Source organism: Amycolatopsis jiangsuensis (assembly GCF_014204865.1).
In the GTDB taxonomy this organism is placed as follows: domain Bacteria; phylum Actinomycetota; class Actinomycetes; order Mycobacteriales; family Pseudonocardiaceae; genus Amycolatopsis; species Amycolatopsis jiangsuensis.
The window spans coordinates 4,559,590-4,574,817 of sequence record NZ_JACHMG010000001.1 but is presented as its reverse complement, the minus strand read 5'-3'; the positions used below and the strand labels follow the sequence as shown (position 1 = coordinate 4,574,817).

Sequence of the window (15,228 nt, the reverse complement as noted above, 5' to 3'; positions counted from 1 at the left end):
GTTCAGTCTCAGGAAACGGAGTCCGCCGGTGAACGCACCGACCCAGGCGACCGAGATCCGGCTCGCCGCCCGCCCGCACGGCGCCCCGACGCAGGAGAACTTCGACATCGTCGACATCGAGGTGCCCTCGCCCGGTCCGGGGCAGCTGCTGGTGCGCAACGTCGTGATGAGCGTGGACCCGGCGATGCGCGGCCGGATGAACGACGTGAAGTCCTACACGCCGCCGTTCGTGGTGGGCGAGGCGATGCTCGGCGGCGCGGTCGGCGAAGTACTGGAATCCACTGTGGACGGATTCGAGCCGGGCGACCACGTGCTGCACCAGCTCGGCTGGCGTACGCACGCGATTGTCGACGCGGAGCGCGTGGCCAAAGTGGACGGTTCGGCAGCGCCGCTTTCGACCTACCTCGGCGTGCTCGGGATGCCGGGGCTCACCGCGTATTCCGGTCTCCTGGAGAGCGCGGAGTTCAAGCCGGGCGACACGGTGTTCGTTTCCGGCGCGGCCGGTGCGGTCGGTTCGCTGGTGGGACAGTTGGCGCGGCTCAAGGGTGCCAAGCGAGTGATCGGCAGCGCCGGTTCGGCGGAGAAGGTGCGCTACCTGACCGAAACCCTCGGCTTCGACGCGGCCTTCAACTACAAGGACGGTCCGGTCGCCGAGCAGCTGGCCGCCGCCGCGCCCGAGGGCATCGACGTGTACTTCGACAACGTCGGCGGGGAGCACCTGGAGGCCGCCATCGCATCGATCAACCTGCACGGCCGGATCGCGGTGTGCGGGATGATCTCGCAGTACAACGCCACCGAGCCGAATCCGGCGCCGCGCAACCTGATGCAGCTCGTCGCGAAGCGGATCACCATGCGCGGCATGCTCGTGCTCGACCACTGGCACCTGCGCGAGCAGTTCCTGTCGGAGGTGGCCCCGCTCGTGGCCTCCGGCGAGATCAAGTACTCGGAAACGTTCGTGGACGGCATCCGCAACGCTCCGCAGGCGTTCCTGGGCCTGCTCAACGGCGCCAACACCGGCAAGATGCTGGTGCGGCTCTGAGTGGTTCCTACTTCGGGCCGGAGCGGTGACTGACGTCGATCGCCCGCGCCAGTTCGGGCACGCTCGCCGCGGTGTAGGTGGCTGCGGGCGCGCCCGGCAGCGGCCGCACGCCGGGCCGGACGAGCAGCGCCGTGCGTAATCCGGCGGCCTGCGCGCCCGCGATGTCCCAGCCGTGCGCGGCGACCATCACGGCTTGGCCGGGTTCGACCCCGTAGGCGCGCAGTACCTGCCGGTACGGTTCGGGCGCGGGCTTGAGCCGGCTCACCTGCTGTGCGGAGAAGATCCGCTCCAGTTTCGTGGCAAGGCCGGCGTTCTGCAGATGCGTTTCGCCGGTGGCCAGCGGCGAATTGGTCAGCGCGACGAGCTGGTGGCCGTCCTGGCGCAGCAGGTCGAGGCCTTCGGCCGCGTCCGGGTGCGCGGGCGTGGCGGCGAGCCCCTCGCGGAGACGGGAGAGGTCGCGATCGGTCAGTTCGTGGCCGTACTGTGCGCAGACGTCGGCCGCGGCCTGTGCGGTGATCTCGCCGAAGTCGCGGTAGCCGCCGGTCGCGGTGACCGCGAGCACGGTGTGGATGGAGAGCGCGAACCATTCCCGGCGAGCGGTGGGCGAACCGGTCAGCTCGGTGAACAGCGGATCGAGGGTGGTCAGGTCGAGCAGGGTCTCGTTGACGTCGAACACGCAGAGCACGGTGCCTCCTTGCGCTGGGCTCCCGGTGATCTCACCACGGATCGGCCGGTGCGGTCGACGGGTTCCCCGCCTGATAGGCCTCGATCACGATGCGCGCGGCCCGGCGTGACTTCGCGGCGACCTGTTCCGGCGGGTACCCGAGCCGCCGGTTGACGCCGTTGAGGTAGAGCTCGCCGTACCCGAAAGCCTGGGTGTTGAGCTGTTCCATCAGCTCGAGCGCGGTCGCCGGATCGTGGGTGATGTCGATGCAGCGCATCAGGAACGCGTCGACCAGGTCTCGGCGGGCCTCGTGCAATTCGGTGTACTTCGGGTCGCCGAGGCCCTCGGCGTAGATCACCTGCAGGCCGATGCGGGTGTCGATCAGGAACCGGGTGTGCACCGCGGCGATCGTGGCGCCTCGCGCCACCGGATCCGTTTCCGCGGCCACCGCTTCCTCGATGTCGTCTCGCAACCGGCAGGCGGCCGTGGTGGCCACCGCGGCGAGCAGTGCCGTGCGGTCGGGAAAGTGCCGGTACGGCGCGGCGGAGGACACCTTCGCCCGGCGGGCGGCCTCCGCGACCGAGAACGCGGCGATGCCGCACTCGGCGATCAGGTCCAGCGAGACGCGCACCAGTTCGGCTCGCAGGTCGCGATGGTGGTACTTGCCCGGCATGTCGCAGCTCACACCCGATCTCGGTCGCGCAAATGTAAGACCCCTCTTACGATAGACGATGTAAGAGGGTTCTTACATCCATTCGGTCCCCGGGCTTCCCGGGACTCTCGAGGAGGGTTTCATGACCACGACCACGTCCGCCATCGCCGCCGCGGCTCCGGGCGCCCAACTTGCCCCGACGACCATCGAGCGCCGTGACCTGCGGCCGGACGACGTGCTCATCGACATCGCCTACGCCGGCATCTGCCACAGCGACCTCCACCAGGTCAAGGAGGACTGGGGGTCGTCGATCTTCCCGATGGTGCCAGGGCACGAGATCGCCGGGGTCGTCGCCGCGGTCGGCTCGTCGGTCACGAAGTACCAGGTCGGCGACCGGGTCGGCGTCGGCTGCATGGTCGATTCCTGCGGTGAGTGCGAGTACTGCCGGGCCGGCACGGAGCAGTTCTGCGTCAAGGGCAACGTGCAGACGTACAACGGGGTCGGCTTCGACGGCGAGAACACCTACGGCGGATACAGCCGCCAGGTGGTGGTGAAGGACGCCTTCGTGTGCAGGATTCCGGAGGGCATCGGGCTCGATGTCGCCGCTCCGCTGCTGTGCGCGGGCATCACCACCTACTCGCCGCTGCGCCAGTGGGGTGCCGGGCCGGGTAAGAAGGTCGCGGTGGTCGGTCTCGGCGGGCTCGGGCACATGGCGGTCAAGCTGGCGGTCGCGATGGGCGCCGAGGTCACCGTGCTCAGCCAGAGCCTGAAGAAGCAGGAGGACGGCTTCAAGCTCGGCGCGAAGGACTACTACGCGACCGGCGACGAGTCGACCTTCGAGGTGCTGGCCGGCCGGTTCGACGTCATCCTCAACACCGTGTCGGCGAAGCTGCCGATCGACGCTTACCTCGGCATGCTGCGTGTCGGCGGTGCGATGGTGAACGTCGGCGCGCCCGCGGAATCGTTGGAGTACAACGCCTTCTCGCTGCTGGGCGGCAACAAGATGCTGGCCGGTTCGATGATCGGCGGCATCGCGCAGACGCAGGAGATGCTCGACTTCTGCGCGGAACACGGCGTGGGCGCGGAGATCGAGACGATCACCGCGGACCAGGTCAACACCGCGTACGAGCGGGTGGAAAACAGCGACGTGCGCTACCGCTTCGTGATCGACGCTTCGACGATCGGCGCCTGATCCACCCTCGTGAGTGGCGAGTCCAGGCTCGCCACTCACGAGGTGTCAGAAGACCACGGTTCGGTTGCCGTGCACCAGAACCCGGCCTTCGAGGTGCCAGCGCAGGCCACGCGCGAGGGTGACCTTCTCGATGTCGCGGCCCTTGCGGACCAGGTCGTCGACCGAATCGCCGTGCCCCACGCGGATCACGTCCTGCTCCACGATCGGGCCTGCGTCGAGGTCCGCGGTCACGTAGTGGCAGGTGGCGCCGATCAGTTTGACGCCGCGCGTGTGCGCCTGGTGGTACGGCTTCGCGCCGGCGAACGAGGGCAGGAAGCTGTGGTGGATGTTCAGCGCGCGCCCGGCCCATGCCTCGCACAGCCCGGGCGGCAGCACCTGCATGAAGCGCGCCAGCACGATCGCCTGCGGATCGTGCGCGTCGACCAGCTTGCGGACCTCGGCGAACGCGTCCGCCTTGCCGGCCGGATCGCCGGCGGGGAACGGTACGTGGTGGAACGGGATGCCGTGGGCGCGGGTGATGTCCGCGAGCGAGGTGTGGTTGCCGACCACCGCCGCGATGTCCACGTCCAGCTCCCCCGAGGCGACCCGGCCCAGCAGGTCGTAGAGGCAGTGGCCGGCCTTCGAGACGAGTACGACCGCCCGCGGGCGCTGCCCGGTGTCGAACACCTGCCAGTTCGACTCCGCCGAGAGCGTGCGGGCCACCACGCCGAACCGCTCGCGCAGCTCGGCGACGTCGAACGGCAGTGAATCGGCCAGTACGACCTGGCGGGTGAAGAACCAGCCGGAATCCGGGTCGGTGTGGTAGGCGGCCTCGACGATCATCCCGCCGTGCTCGGCGAGGAAACCCGAGATGCGCGCGATGATCCCGGTGCGGTCGGGGCAGCCGAAGGTGAGCACGTAACGCTGGGGGTCTGGCACGCGTCCATTCTCCGTTACCGGCTGGTCAGGGCGCCGCGAGGGGGTCGAGGAGGGTGTCATCGCCGACGATGCCGGCGGCGTGCGGGCGTCCCCAGAGGGCGCGGTAGACGTCGTCGGCAGGGCCGGTCAGGGTGACGTCCGGGGTGCCTGGGGTGCTCTCGTCCAGCTGCGGCCCCTGCCCACGGCGCAGGACGACGGTCCAGCCGCGGTCGCCGGCGCGGACCTCGACGACTCCGTCGCGTTCGGGGGACGGGGCCCGGCGGGGCGTCAGGAAGGCCAGATACTCGTCGATGCCGTCCTCGGCGAAACCCGTCGGGAAGCGGGTTCGCCGAGGCGTGGGTAGGGCACTTTCCGCATCGAGCCGGTGGATGGCGAATTCGTGCGCCAGCCGTCGGGTCCAGTCGCCGACGGTGATGGTGCCGCCGTGCGGGAACGGCGAGGCGACCGGGTGGTCCGCGGGCAGGCGCAGGATGTCCCGCACGACGAGCCGGGCGCCGTCCCAGTGGCCGAGCAGGTCCGGCCATTCGGTCGGCCGGCGCTCAGTGTGGTGGCCGGTGATCGCGTCGATGGTGTAGGAGAGCACCTCGGTCAGGTGTGTCACCAGGTCGGCCATTGTCCACTTCGGACAGTTGGGGATCGGCGCGTGCGGGCCGGCCGTCAACGCCGCCGTCTTCAGCCGGTCCGCGTGGACGTCGATTGCCTCCAGCAGATGCGGAGTGTCCATGCACCGACCGTAGCCGCCTGGCGCGAAGCCGTCTGCCGAATTCGATGAGCGTGACCAACGCCAGCGCGAGGGCGAACGAGAGCAGCAAGCCGTGCACCGGCCGGTCGGCGAAGGCGGCGCCGCCGGCGAGGCCGATCAGCGCGCTGTAGACCGCCCACAGCGTCGCGCCCAGTGCGTCTAACGGCACGAAGCGGCGAAGCGGGTAGCCGAGACTGCCGTTGGCCAAGGCGCTCGCTACGCGGCCGCCAGGGAGGTACCGCGCGGCGATGATCAGCAACGGTGCCTGTCTGCGCACCTGCGTACTGGCCCACTCGTAGCGCTGTCGTCCGGAAGGTCCCCGCTGTAGGCGCGCGAGTGCCCGCGGGCCGGCAGCGCGACCCACGGCGTACCCGAGGCAGTCTCCGGCCCACGCGCCGGTGGCCGCGGCGACTGTCAGCAGCGCGAGGCGTCCCGGATCGGGACCGAGCAGGACCGCGACCGTCACTACAGTCGTCTCGCTCGGCATGAACGGCAACAGTGCGTCCAGACCGGCCACGGCGAACACGAGTGCCCACAGCCACGGCGAACCCAGCGCGCCGCGCAGCAATCCGGTGACCTGTTCCAGCAGCTCCACCCGTCCATCGTGATCACCGAAGGTCACCACCGGATGACCCGACGGGGTGGGACTGGTGAACAGGTGGGGGTCAGCGGGGCGCGACGCTCTCCCAGGGCACGGTCAACTCCCCGGCCCGACGGCGGTCGGGACGGCCCAGCACCGGCCAGCCACGGCCGGGCAGCATCGCCACCGCGGTGGCCCAGCGGGCGCGGGCGCCGAACGCGCGCTGCGGTGCGGCAGTGGCCCAGCATGCGTCCAAAGTGGTCAGGAGAGCGTGGATGCGCTCGCCGGGAACGTTGCGGTGGATGAGGATCTTCGGCAGGCGTTCGGCCACTGTGGACGGACGGTCCAGTTCAGCAAGGCGCAGCGAGAGGGTGAGTGACACCGGTCCGCCCGCGGCCACGGTGACCCAGGTGACGAGCCGGCCGATCTCGTCGCAGGTGCCCTCGACGAGCAGCCCGCCGGCGGGCATCGCGTCGAGCATCAGCCGCCAGGCGCCTTCGACCTCGTGCTCGGCGTACTGGCGCAGGACGTTGAACGCGCGCACCAGCACCGGTCGCGTCCCGGCGAGTTCGAAACCTCCGCGGCGGAAGTCCAGCCGCGGCGGATCCGCGGCCGTCCGCGCGAGCGCGACGCGTTCGGGATCGAGCTCGAGCCCGAGCACCCGCACGTCACCCCGGACCCGAGCCAGCCACCGCGCCAGCTCCACAGTCGTCACCGGCGACGCCCCGTAACCGAGATCGACGACAAGGGGACTTTCGCTCCGCCGCAGCAACCGCGTGACAGCGGGATCGGCGGCAAGCCACCGATCCACCCGCCGCAACCGGTTGGGGTTGGTGGTGCCCCGAGTCGGAGCCCCGACCGGAACCACCCGCGCAGCTCGCGGGGAGGACGCGGCTTTGGCACGGGCTTTCGCGCGGGTGCCGTTGGCGCGAGTCGGTTTTGGCGACGGGGAGGGCGTGGGGGTGGGTGGAGGCGCCGGGGCTGTGGGTGGGGGCGCGGCTGTGGGTGGGGACGAGGGTGTGGGTGGAGGCGAGGGTGTGGGTGGAGGCGAGGGTGTGGGTGTGGCGCTTGCGGCGAATTCGGCCGGACTCACCGGTGTCTCCGGAGCCGAACGCGGACCCGGATCCCCGGGGAGTTTTGGCGAGGGCGTGACGTTCATGGGCAGGTGCTCGGCTGGGTCGCCGGAGTCGTTGGGACCGTGGGAATCAGTGGGACCGCTGGGATCGCAGAGGTTGCTGGGTGTTCCGGAGTCGCCGGGCCCGATGGTGCTGACGGGGCGTCCGGAGGCGGTGTGGTTGCCGGGGCCGTTGGAGTTGCCGGGCTTGCGGAGGCCGTCGGAGTGGCCGGGGTCAGGAGTGGTCGGTCAGCCATTGGGTGGTGAACTCGTCCTCGCGCTGCAGGAGGGTGGTCACCTGCTGTGCGACGAACTCCTCGACCCGGCCGCCGACCAAGGGGATGCGGACCACGACTTCACCGGTGGTGCGGAAAATCATGGTCTCGCTGCCGGGGCTGCCGGGGCTGCCGGGGCTGCCGGGGCTGCCGGGGCTGCCGGGGGCGCCGGAATGGTCGGGACCGCCGGAACCGCTGGAGGTGAGAGACGTCTGTGCGCTGATTTCGCCTGGTACGCCGCTGACGGTGACGTCGGTGCGGCCCTTGTAGCTGTCGCCTGACGGTTGCCAGGTTTGCTTTCTCCGGACGATGATGTCGCCCTTGTGCAGGGCGCGTACGGCGGACGGCAGGCGCGCGGCGGGGATGCCGTGTTGCAGTTCGTAGCGCACTGCGTCGCCTTCGGACGTGTACGACAGGAGCTTGCCGTCGTCGCCGCCGAGGGCGGCCAGGCGGGCTCGCACTGCCTCCTCGCCGGCCACTGCGGCGAACACGTCCGCGAGTGTGCCGGAGAACTCGCCACGGTGCTCGATCCGGGAACCCATGGTCGGTGACAGTACCGGCCGGGTCCCGCGCCGGGGGCCAGTACCGTTGGGCAGCGTGAACACCGTTGACAACGGTGGTGGCGACGCCGTTTCCACCACCGGCGAAAAGGCCACCGCCGTACCGCGGCTGGCGGACGGCACCGCCGCACCGCGGCTCGCCGACTGCACCACCCTGCGGCTCGGTGGGCCGGCGCGCCGGTTCGTGCACGCCGCTACCAGCGAAGACCTCGTCGCCGCCGTGCGGGACGCGGACGACGCCGGCGAACCGGTGCTGCTGCTGGGCGGCGGATCGAACCTAGTGGTGGCGGACGACGGGTTCGCGGGCACGCTCGTGCGGATCGCGTCCAGCGGCTGGACCCGCGACGGCGACGGCGACGGCGACGCCGACGGCGACAGCGACGGCGACGTGGTCGAGGTCGCCGCCGGGCAGGAGTGGGACGCGTTCGTCGCCGAGCTGGCCGACGCGGGTCTCGGCGGGCTCGAATGCCTCTCCGGCATCCCCGGGTCGGTCGGTGCCACGCCGATCCAGAACGTCGGCGCGTACGGCTGCGAGGTGGCCGAGTCGATCGTCTCCGTGCGGCTCTACGACCGCGCCGCCCGGGAAATCCGCACGGTCCCTGCCGGGGAACTGGGCTTCGGCTACCGCACCAGCGTGCTCAAGGGCACCGACCGCGGGGTGGTGCTCAGTGTGCGGTTCCGGATCGACCCGTCCGGCGAGTCCGCGCCGGTGCGGTACGCGGAGCTGGCGCGCACGCTGGGTGTCGAAATCGGTGCGAAAGTCCCCACCGCGCGGGCTCGTGAGGCGGTGCTCGGCCTGCGCCGCGGCAAGGGCATGGTGCTGGATCCGGCGGACCACGACACCTGGAGCGCCGGTTCGTTTTTCACCAACCCGATCGTCCCGGCGGACGAAAGTGCCGCGACGGTGGCGCGAATCACCGCTGCCGCGGGCGAGCCACCGCAGTACCCGGCCGAAGGCGGGGTGAAGCTGTCCGCCGCGTGGCTCATCGACCGCGCCGGTTTCGGCAAGGGACACCCGGGTCCGGGTGGCCGCGTTTCCTTGTCCACCAAACACACCCTCGCGCTCACCAACCGTGGCGGGGCGAGCACCGCCGACCTGCTCGCGCTCGCCAGGCAGGTGCGCGACGGCGTCGAAGCCCGGTTCGGCGTGCGGCTGCACCCGGAACCCTTGCTGATCGGCTGCGCGTTGTGAACCGATGGCAACCGGGCCCGCGGGTGAAACGTCTCCCGCACAGGAGTGGAATTTCCCCGCTGCGGGTAACGTCGTGGCGCTCGCCGGCGCTGATCGCGGTGGGCCCTCGGACAGCCGAGGCGCCGGTGCGGGGGACAACGGGAGGTAGACGGTGATCGAGCGCCGTACGGTGTTCAAGGCAGCGCTCGCCGCGGGCGCGGCCGCGCTCACGGCCGCGTGTGCGACCAGCAACAACGGCACCGCGTTGCCGCAGGGCGGCAGTGAAAACGGCGGCAAGCCGGTCGAGCCGGTGGCGAAAATCACCGCCACCCCGGCCGTCGACGCCAAGGACGCGGGAGTGCGCGATCCGATCGTGGTGAAGGTCGCCGAGGGCAAGCTGACCGAGGTCAAGGTGACCAGCTCCAGCGGCGCCCAGGTCAAGGGTGAGCTGGCCGAGGACGGCTCGTCGTGGACCAGCTCCGAATCCCTCGGCTACGGCAAGACCTACACCTACTCGGCCAAGGCGCTGGGCAGTGACCAGCGACCCGCCGAGCTCACCGGCTCGTTCGCCACGATCAGCCCGGCCAAGCAGGTGCGCGCCACGCTGAACCCGGCCGACGACGCGAAGGTCGGCGTCGCGATGCCGATCAGCGTCAAGTTCAACGCCGCGCCCAAGGACCGGGCCGCGGTGGAGAAGGCGCTGAAGGTCAAGACCGAGTCCGACGTCGAGGGTGCCTGGGGCTGGCTGTCCGCGACGCAGGTCGACTGGCGGCCGAAGGAGTACTGGCCGGAGAACACCACCGTGGAGGTCGAGGCGAACCTCTACGGCGTCGAGCTGGGCGGCGGCGCCTACGGCAAGGCCGACGTGACCACGAAGTTCACCATCGGCCGCAACCAGGTGGTCAAGGTGCACACGCCGGACCACACGATGAGGGTCTACCGCGGCGGCGCCGAGGCCAAGAGCTACCCCTGCTCCAACGGCCTCGACGCGGAGGTGGACCGCAACACCCCCAACGGCACCTACATCGTGATGTCGAAGCAGCCGCACGCGGTGTTCGACAACGCCCGTTACGGCTACACCAACGTGAACAAGAAGTGGGCCTGCCGGATCTCCAACCACGGCGAGTTCATCCACGAGAACCAGGACAACGCGGCCGCGATCGGCAAGACGAACAACTCGCACGGCTGCGTCAACCTGCTCGAGGCGGACGCGAAGGACTTCTTCGACTCGGCGATGATCGGCGACCCGGTGGAGGTCACCGGCGCGCAGCAGAAGAGCCCGATGGGCTCCGACGTCAAGGACTGGTTCTACGACTGGCCCACCTGGCAGACCCTCTCCGCGGCGAAGTGACCTTCTGCTACGAAGTGACCTTGTGAAAACCGAAGTCGCCGGCCTCGGCGGAGTACGCATCGCGCTGCGGGTCGAAGGTGCGGAGAACACGCGCCCGATCGTTTTCGTGCACGGATGGGCGCAGTCCGGCGCCGCCTGGTCCGCGCAGCTGGCCGATCCGGCGCTGTCCACACGGTTCCGGCTGGTCGCGATGGATCTGCGCGGCCACGGCGCGTCCGACGTGCCCGCGGTGGGCTACGACGATCCACGGCAGTGGGCCGAGGATCTCGCCGCGGTGCTCGACTTCGCCGGTCCGGACGCGATTCTGGTCGGCTGGTCCTACGGCGGCCTGGTGATCGCGGACTACCTGCGGGTGCACGGCAGCGCACGGCTGTCCGGGATCGTGCTCGCCGGCGCGATCACCGAGATCGGCCGGGGCCGCGAGGGTGGCCGGACCGGTCCGATCATGCGGGCCGCACTGCCCGCGGCGCTGTCCGAGGACGCCGAGGTCGCGGTTCCGGCGCTGGTCGAGTTCGCGCGGGCGCAGGCGAACCCCCGCGTGCCCGGAACGTACGCGCAGGCGATGCTCGGGCAGTCGCTCGCGGTACCGCCGTCGGTGCGTGGCGCGCTGTTCCGGCGGGACATCGGCAGCGCCGAGGTGCTGGCCGCGGTGGACAAGCCGGTGCTGGTCGTGCACGGCACGGCCGACGGTGTGGTGTCGCCCGCTGCGGCCGAGTACTCGGCCGGGAAGATTCCGGGGGCCGTTCTGCGTTGGTTCGTTGACGCGGGGCATCTGCCGTTCGTCGAGGAGCCGGGTGAGTTCAACTCGCTGCTGCGGCAGTTCTCCGGGGAAACGGCCGAAGAGCAGGAGTAGACCAGGTGACCAGCTCCCTCAACGGGTTCCGGGCCGAACCACGCCGGATCGCCGTGCTGTCCGTGCACACCTCACCGCTGGAACAGCCGGGTACCGGCGACGCGGGCGGGATGAACGTGTACATCAGCCAGACCGCGCAGGAGATGGCCCGGCGTGGCGTCGAGGTGGAGGTGTTCACCCGCGCGACGTCCTCGGACCAGCCGCCGCAGGCCGAGCTGTCGCCCGGCGTCACAGTGCGCCACGTCCAGGCCGGGCCGTTCGAGCCGCTCTCCCGCGACGAGCTGCCCGCTCAGCTGTGCGCGTTCACCTCCGGGGTACTGCGGGCCGAGGCGTTCCACGAACCCGGCTACTACGACCTGATCCATTCGCACTACTGGCTTTCCGGGCAGGTCGGCTGGCTCGCCCGGGACCGCTGGGGCGTACCGCTGGTACACACCGCGCACACCCTGGCCAAGGTCAAGAACTCGCTGCTGGCCGAAGGCGACAAGCCGGAGCCGCGGACCCGGGTGATGGGGGAGGAACAGGTCGTCGGGGAGGCCGACTGCCTGGTCGCGAACACCCAGGTCGAGGCCAGGCAACTGGTCGATCTGTACGGGGCCGCGCCGGACGCGGTGCACGCCGTTCCGCCGGGGGTCGACCTCGACCGGTTCACGCCGGGGTCGAAGCCGGAGGCCCGGCGTGCGCTGGACCTGCCGTCGGACGCGGTGGTGCTCGCCTTCGCCGGGCGTATCCAGCCGCTCAAGGCGCCGGACGTGCTGCTGCACGCCGCGGCGGAGCTGCTGCGCCGGCATCCGGAGCTGGCGCGACGGCTCGTGGTACTGATCGTCGGCGGGCCGTCCGGCACCGGGTTGGCGCAGCCGCAGGCGTTGCGGGAGATGGCCGCCACGCTCGGTATCTCCGAGCAGGTTCGGTTCCTTCCCCCGCAGCCGGGGCCGAAGCTGCGCACGGTGTTCCGTGCGGCCGACGTGGTCGCGGTGCCGAGCTACAACGAGTCGTTCGGCCTGGTCGCGCTGGAGGCCCAGGCGTGCGGTACGCCGGTGGTGGCCGCGGAAGTGGGCGGGCTGCCGGTCGCGGTGCCGCACGGGGTATCCGGGCTGCTGGTGCCTTCGCACCGTGCCACGGACTGGGCGGACGCGCTCGCCGCGGTCGCGCTGCGCCCGGACTGGCGGGCGGAGCTGGTCGCCAACGCGGTGCCGCACGCGCGGCGGTTCTCCTGGCGGCGGACCACGGATTCGCTGCTGGACATCTACGCTCAGGCGAGTACGGCGTTCCGGCAGGCTCTCGAACGACGAGCGGAGGTGGCGGTGTGAGCCTCGACGCGACCATCAAGTCCACTTTGGACGAATCAGGGCTGTCCTACGACCGGCGTGGTGCGGGCCGGTACTTCGTCACCCTGCCCGGCACCAAGAAACTGCAGACCAACTGCTGGCTCGTGGACGGCGACCACGCGTTCTCCGTGGAGGCGTTCGTCTGCCGCCGTCCCGACGAGCGGCACGAGCAGGTCTACCGGTACCTGTTGCAGCGCAACGCCCGGCTCTACGGCGTGCACTACACAGTGGACAGTGTGGGGGACATCTACCTGGTCGGGCGGTTCGGCAAGGAAACGGTGACGGCCGCCGAACTGGACAAGATCCTCGGTCAGGTGCTGGAGGCCGCGGACGGCGATTTCAACACCCTGCTGGAGATCGGCTTCGCCACGTCGATCAAGCGTGAATGGGACTGGCGGGTCTCCCGCGGTGAGTCGCTGGCGAACCTCCAGGCGTTCAAGCACCTGGTGGAGCCGGCGAAACCGCACGAACCCGGGTTGACCGACTCGTGACCGTGCGCGTGCAACGACGCTGACCGGTGCGTCCGTCTCCCCGCCGCCTACTGGAGGGAGACACGGATGCGGACCCGATGGAGATGCCTGCTCGCCGGGTGCGGGCTGATGGTGCTGCTCGCCGGGTGCAGCGGCACGCAGCCGGCCACGTCGTCGGCCGGGGCGCCGGCGGATTCCGGAGTCGCGGTGAAGCCGGAGCAGCGGGCAGCTGTACAAGGGGCGCCGGAACAGTCCGGACCGGCGTCGGAACAGTCGGGAAAGGCGTCGGGACAGCTGGGAAGGGCGCCGAAGCAGTCGGGAGCGGAACAGTCGGCACCGGCACCGGCACTGCCGGGAACGGCGCCGAAGCAGCCGGCCGCCGGACCGATCACCGCCGATCGCAAGCTGGCCCGCAGCGCCCGGCTGGACGTCACCACGCCGAAGCCCGGGGACGTGGTGTCCGGCGCGCGGACCATCGCGTCCGCCGCCGGCGGGTACCCCGGGCAGGAGACCAGCAGCGCCGATTCCGCCACGCTGAGCCTGTCCGTGCCCGCGGAAAAGCTCGATCCGGTACTCGACCAGCTCGCCGCGCTCGGCAAGGTCACCAAGCGCGAGCTGAGCACGCGCGACGTGACCGGGCAGGTGGTCGACGTGGACGCCCGGTTGGCCACGCAGCGCACGAGTGTCGAGCGGGTCCGGGCTCTGCTGGCGAAGGCCGCGTCGGTGTCCGAGATCGCCTCCGTGGAGAGCGAGCTGACGAGCCGGGAGGCGGAGCTGGAGTCGCTCGAACGCCAGCAGGCCGCGCTCGCCGGGACGGTCGCGATGGCGACGGTCACGGTGTCGGTCACCCGATCGGCTGTCGCACAGACCTCCGGCGAATCGAGTGGTTTCCTCGATGACCTCGCCGACGGCTGGGACGGGTTCCTGGTCTTCGGCGGCGGGCTGCTGCAGGTGCTCGGCGCGCTCGTGCCCTTCGCCGTGGTGCTGGGAATCCCGGCCGGGGCGCTCGGGTGGTGGCTGCGCCGCCGGCGGCGGCGCTCGGGACCGGCCGGTCCGTGACCGGGGCCGTCATCACGACCTTCGCGGACTGACGGAAAGGCGGGACGGCTCGAGGGAGGGGGGAGTCGCGATCTCGAGCCGCCCCGCTGAAGTTCCCGCCGAAGTGGACCCGGTGACGAGGGGGATGCCAACGGGGCCGGCGGGCCGCGGCTCGGCAGGGGGAGACGAGCCGCGATCTCGGCCCGCACGCCGGGGAGTGCGTGGATCCGGCTGTGCGGTACCTGCCAAACCTGTCAGATGTCCACCTGTAATCACAAGACTACTCGTTACTCCGTTCGTGTGAACTTTCATGATCGCGATAACGGTACGCATCGCATTGCACCCGTCGACTACCCCGTTGACCGGCGGTCTTCTGTTCGGGTGAAGGTGTTACTACTTGGTAACACACTCTGGGTAGATAGTCGCGGAACGCGGGACTCACCGGTCGCCGCGCTGGTCCGCTCTGGCAGGCTGGGGCCATGGCCGAACTCGGGACGTTGGTGCTGCTGCGGCACGGGCAGAGCACGTGGAACGCGGAAAACCTGTTCACCGGCTGGGTGGACGTGCCTCTTTCGGACACCGGGGAGCGGGAGGCCCGCCAGGGTGGCCAGTTGCTGGCCGAGTCCGGGCTGCTGCCGGACGTCGTGCACACCTCGCTGCTGCGGCGGGCGATCGGCACGGCGAACCTCGCCCTCGACGCCGCCGACCGGCACTGGATCCCGGTGAAGCGCGACTGGCGGCTCAACGAGCGGCACTACGGCGCGCTGCAGGGCAAGAACAAGAAGCAGACCCTGGACGAGTTCGGCGAGGAGCAGTTCATGCTCTGGCGCCGGTCGTACGACACCCCGCCGCCGGCGATCGACCCGCAGGACGAGTACAGCCAGTCCGGTGACCCGCGCTACGCCGACCTCGGCGACGACGCGCCGCTCACCGAATGCCTCAAGGACGTCGTCGCGCGGCTGCTGCCGTACTGGGAGTCGGCGATCGTGCCGGATCTGCGGGCCGGGCACACGGTGCTGATCGCCGCGCACGGCAACTCCCTGCGCGCGCTGGTCAAGCACCTGGACGGGATTTCCGACGAGGACATCGCCGGGCTCAACATTCCGACCGGCATTCCGCTGCGCTACGACCTGACCGCGGACCTCAAGCCGGTCAAGGCGGGCGGGGAGTACCTCGACCCGGAGGCCGCGAAGGAAGCCGCCGCCGCCGTCGCCAACCAGGGCCGCTGAGCCCGTCCTGCCGTTGTTCGTGCGGGCCTCCTGCGGGGAATCCAGTTCCCTG

15 protein-coding genes and 1 pseudogene are annotated in these 15,228 nt (G+C 70.5%); 9 read left to right on the top strand and 7 right to left on the bottom strand.

What is annotated here, in order from left to right:
* The first annotated feature begins 28 nt into the window (after positions 1-28).
* Positions 29-1,039, top strand: a complete 1,011-nt coding sequence (locus BJY18_RS20385) for an NADP-dependent oxidoreductase (RefSeq protein ID WP_184781475.1) — start codon at positions 29-31, stop codon at positions 1,037-1,039.
* 7 nt (positions 1,040-1,046) lie between these two features.
* Here the strand turns inward: BJY18_RS20385 and BJY18_RS20380 are convergent, their stop codons facing one another.
* Both BJY18_RS20380 and BJY18_RS20375 read right to left on the bottom strand, forming a co-directional pair.
* Positions 1,047-1,724: a haloacid dehalogenase type II gene (locus BJY18_RS20380; RefSeq protein ID WP_184781474.1), complete on the bottom strand. Its 678-nt coding sequence runs from the start codon at positions 1,722-1,724 to the stop codon at positions 1,047-1,049.
* A gap of 31 nt (positions 1,725-1,755) precedes the next feature.
* Positions 1,756-2,376, bottom strand: a complete 621-nt coding sequence (locus BJY18_RS20375) for a TetR/AcrR family transcriptional regulator (RefSeq protein ID WP_184781473.1) — start codon at positions 2,374-2,376, stop codon at positions 1,756-1,758.
* A 121-nt stretch (positions 2,377-2,497) separates the two neighbouring features.
* Between BJY18_RS20375 and BJY18_RS20370 the strand changes: the two genes are divergently transcribed.
* A complete protein-coding gene (locus BJY18_RS20370; RefSeq protein ID WP_184781472.1) occupies positions 2,498-3,547 on the top strand; it encodes an NAD(P)-dependent alcohol dehydrogenase in 1,050 nt (349 codons plus the stop codon).
* Positions 3,548-3,592: 45 nt separating this feature from the next.
* On the opposite strand, the gene purU is transcribed toward BJY18_RS20370, so the two are convergent.
* The 5 genes and pseudogenes from purU to BJY18_RS20345 all read right to left on the bottom strand — a co-directional run bounded on the left by purU (position 3,593) and on the right by BJY18_RS20345 (position 7,718).
* Positions 3,593-4,444, bottom strand: a complete 852-nt coding sequence (gene purU, locus BJY18_RS20365; protein WP_312874113.1) for a formyltetrahydrofolate deformylase — start codon at positions 4,442-4,444, stop codon at positions 3,593-3,595.
* A 46-nt stretch (positions 4,445-4,490) separates the two neighbouring features.
* Entirely contained in the window at positions 4,491-5,189 is a 699-nt protein-coding gene (locus BJY18_RS20360) for a maleylpyruvate isomerase N-terminal domain-containing protein (RefSeq protein ID WP_446680348.1), read from the bottom strand.
* Positions 5,190-5,331: 142 nt separating this feature from the next.
* Positions 5,332-5,694, bottom strand: a pseudogene (locus BJY18_RS38245) (DedA family protein); the annotation flags it as partial.
* Positions 5,695-5,872: 178 nt separating this feature from the next.
* Positions 5,873-6,607 (bottom strand): class I SAM-dependent methyltransferase, encoded by a 735-nt coding sequence (locus tag BJY18_RS20350; protein ID WP_221459640.1) that lies wholly within the window; start codon positions 6,605-6,607, stop codon positions 5,873-5,875.
* Between the two features lie 529 nt (positions 6,608-7,136).
* Positions 7,137-7,718, bottom strand: coding sequence for a DUF2505 domain-containing protein (locus BJY18_RS20345; protein WP_184781467.1), 582 nt, complete (start codon positions 7,716-7,718; stop codon positions 7,137-7,139).
* Positions 7,719-7,845: 127 nt separating this feature from the next.
* Between BJY18_RS20345 and BJY18_RS20340 the strand changes: the two genes are divergently transcribed.
* From BJY18_RS20340 to BJY18_RS20310, 7 genes are all read left to right on the top strand, one after another.
* Positions 7,846-8,928, top strand: coding sequence for a UDP-N-acetylmuramate dehydrogenase (locus BJY18_RS20340; protein ID WP_246460161.1), 1,083 nt, complete (start codon positions 7,846-7,848; stop codon positions 8,926-8,928).
* A gap of 151 nt (positions 8,929-9,079) precedes the next feature.
* Entirely contained in the window at positions 9,080-10,258 is a 1,179-nt protein-coding gene (locus BJY18_RS20335) for a L,D-transpeptidase (RefSeq protein ID WP_184781465.1), read from the top strand.
* 22 nt (positions 10,259-10,280) lie between these two features.
* Entirely contained in the window at positions 10,281-11,111 is an 831-nt protein-coding gene (locus BJY18_RS20330) for an alpha/beta fold hydrolase (protein WP_184781464.1), read from the top strand.
* A gap of 5 nt (positions 11,112-11,116) precedes the next feature.
* Positions 11,117-12,421: a D-inositol-3-phosphate glycosyltransferase gene (mshA, locus tag BJY18_RS20325; RefSeq protein WP_184781463.1), complete on the top strand. Its 1,305-nt coding sequence runs from the start codon at positions 11,117-11,119 to the stop codon at positions 12,419-12,421.
* Positions 12,418-12,930, top strand: coding sequence for a type III secretion system chaperone family protein (locus tag BJY18_RS20320; protein WP_184781462.1), 513 nt, complete (start codon positions 12,418-12,420; stop codon positions 12,928-12,930). Before mshA ends, BJY18_RS20320 begins: the two co-directional genes overlap by 4 nt.
* A gap of 66 nt (positions 12,931-12,996) precedes the next feature.
* Positions 12,997-13,968 carry a DUF4349 domain-containing protein gene (locus BJY18_RS20315; RefSeq protein WP_184781461.1) on the top strand — a complete coding sequence of 324 codons (972 nt, stop codon included), beginning with the start codon at positions 12,997-12,999 and terminating at the stop codon, positions 13,966-13,968.
* A 458-nt stretch (positions 13,969-14,426) separates the two neighbouring features.
* Positions 14,427-15,176, top strand: coding sequence for a phosphoglyceromutase (locus BJY18_RS20310; RefSeq protein ID WP_184781460.1), 750 nt, complete (start codon positions 14,427-14,429; stop codon positions 15,174-15,176).
* Positions 15,177-15,228 lie beyond the last annotated feature (52 nt).